Here is a 1,411-nt window from a genome sequence, read left to right on the forward strand (position 1 = left end):
CGGTTATTTGATTTCACATTTGATCATGCCATTGCTTCCAACCAAGGATTCCAGACTCTTCTGCCAGACTTCTTCGGTCCACGACGAAAGCACTGACAACGGACAGATACTCAAATCCCCGGTCAATGAACCTTCAATCCGCAGGTTTCCCACTTCGTCAATTTCATAGTTCAGGTTATTGAAGAAGGGACGCAGCTTCTCACCTTCTTGGGTTGCTCCGGAATGGATGTAGTCGATGAAGTTCTCTGCTGCCTGTTTGCGTGCAGCCGGTTCTGTAATGACTCTCGGCATTTCCAGAACCATTTCAGCGGTTTTGACATTCTCTTGTTTGACTTCTGAATTAACATGTTGATTCATTTTTTCCTCCTGTTCCTTTTAGGGAGTTTGATCTTCGGGTAGCCTCATGCCGCCCGTTCATTACATGACCATGAGCAATTGTTTTTTACAACGCTTTCCTTCGTGAGCTTTGGAGAGAGCCATTCCCGAACCCTTCCGGGTGTTTGTTTTACAGATGCCGCACATATGGATTGCTAAAAACAGTGCTCCCTGCCAAGTATTCCCCAATAGCCTTGACCACTGGGCACGCGTGACTAATTTGCGTGTTCTTACTACTTCAAAAACAAGCAATTGCAGGCATAAAAGCGTCTCCTTTTGACTGACATGCAGCCGGAATGAAATCAATCGTATCCCCCTCCGAAATAGAAGGCTTCGGAGGGAGGTGGGATTTGTATCAGTCTTTCAGAATGAATGCCTGGGGAAGGCGTTCCGTCAGCACGGCATCCTGCCAGCGATTCCGGAGGAAGCTGTACAGCTTATTCTGATCTTCCTCGCTCAGGGATTCCGATTGGAGCGGAACTGTGTCAATGTAAAACACGCAGTAAAATTGCTCCTTTTCTGCATTCCTCGTCACATCGGTCATGATCCGTTTGCAATAGGCTCTTCCGCTTGTCGCAATCGTATCAGGAATGCAGGCTGCGAAATCCATGAAGACGCCGATCTGTTCGTTGCTGGAAAGCATCAGTCGATCCGGGAATGTGACGGCAAGGCGCAGCTGGTTGGGTGTTGGGGACTGCTTGACTTCCTGAGTAACATGAGAAATCAGGCCGGGAATCGTGTAGACATTTTCGGACATGGTGTCCTTCCTTTCTGGGCTTTCCGCCCGTAGTGATTTATTGGCCTCGGACCATCCGGGGCACATTATGTTCGTCATACAAAAAATATAAAATACCGTTCACGAGCCGGTGCACCGTAGATCAGTATGCCTTCCTGATACCGGAGAGAACAGTTCAGATCCCTGCTGGGACAGGGATCATATCGCCCCATTTACGGAACTACAGCGACAGGTCGTCATCGAACTTGAGATGATGGAACGGATGCCTGACCAGATCGATCAGCTTCCGGAACTGCTCGC

At 48.8% G+C, this 1,411-nt stretch carries 2 protein-coding genes; both read right to left on the reverse strand.

The genetic code is table 11. The features are described from left to right. Positions 1-3: 3 nt before the first annotated feature. Positions 4-357: a hypothetical protein gene (locus FYJ85_RS22845; protein ID WP_154420990.1), complete on the reverse strand. Its 354-nt coding sequence runs from the start codon at positions 355-357 to the stop codon at positions 4-6. A gap of 373 nt (positions 358-730) precedes the next feature. After that, entirely contained in the window at positions 731-1,132 is a 402-nt protein-coding gene (locus tag FYJ85_RS22850; protein ID WP_154420991.1) for a hypothetical protein, read from the reverse strand. Positions 1,133-1,411 lie beyond the last annotated feature (279 nt).

It is taken from the genome of Victivallis lenta (assembly GCF_009695545.1).
Lineage (GTDB): Bacteria > Verrucomicrobiota > Lentisphaeria > Victivallales > Victivallaceae > Victivallis > Victivallis lenta.

Bases quoted from the DNA above. Each gene is read 5' to 3' on its own strand.
- FYJ85_RS22845 (WP_154420990.1), bottom strand. From the start codon at position 357: ATGAATCAACATGTTAATTCAGAAGTCAAACAAGAGAATGTCAAAACC.
- FYJ85_RS22850 (WP_154420991.1), bottom strand. From the start codon at position 1,132: ATGTCCGAAAATGTCTACACGATTCCCGGCCTGATTTCTCATGTTACT.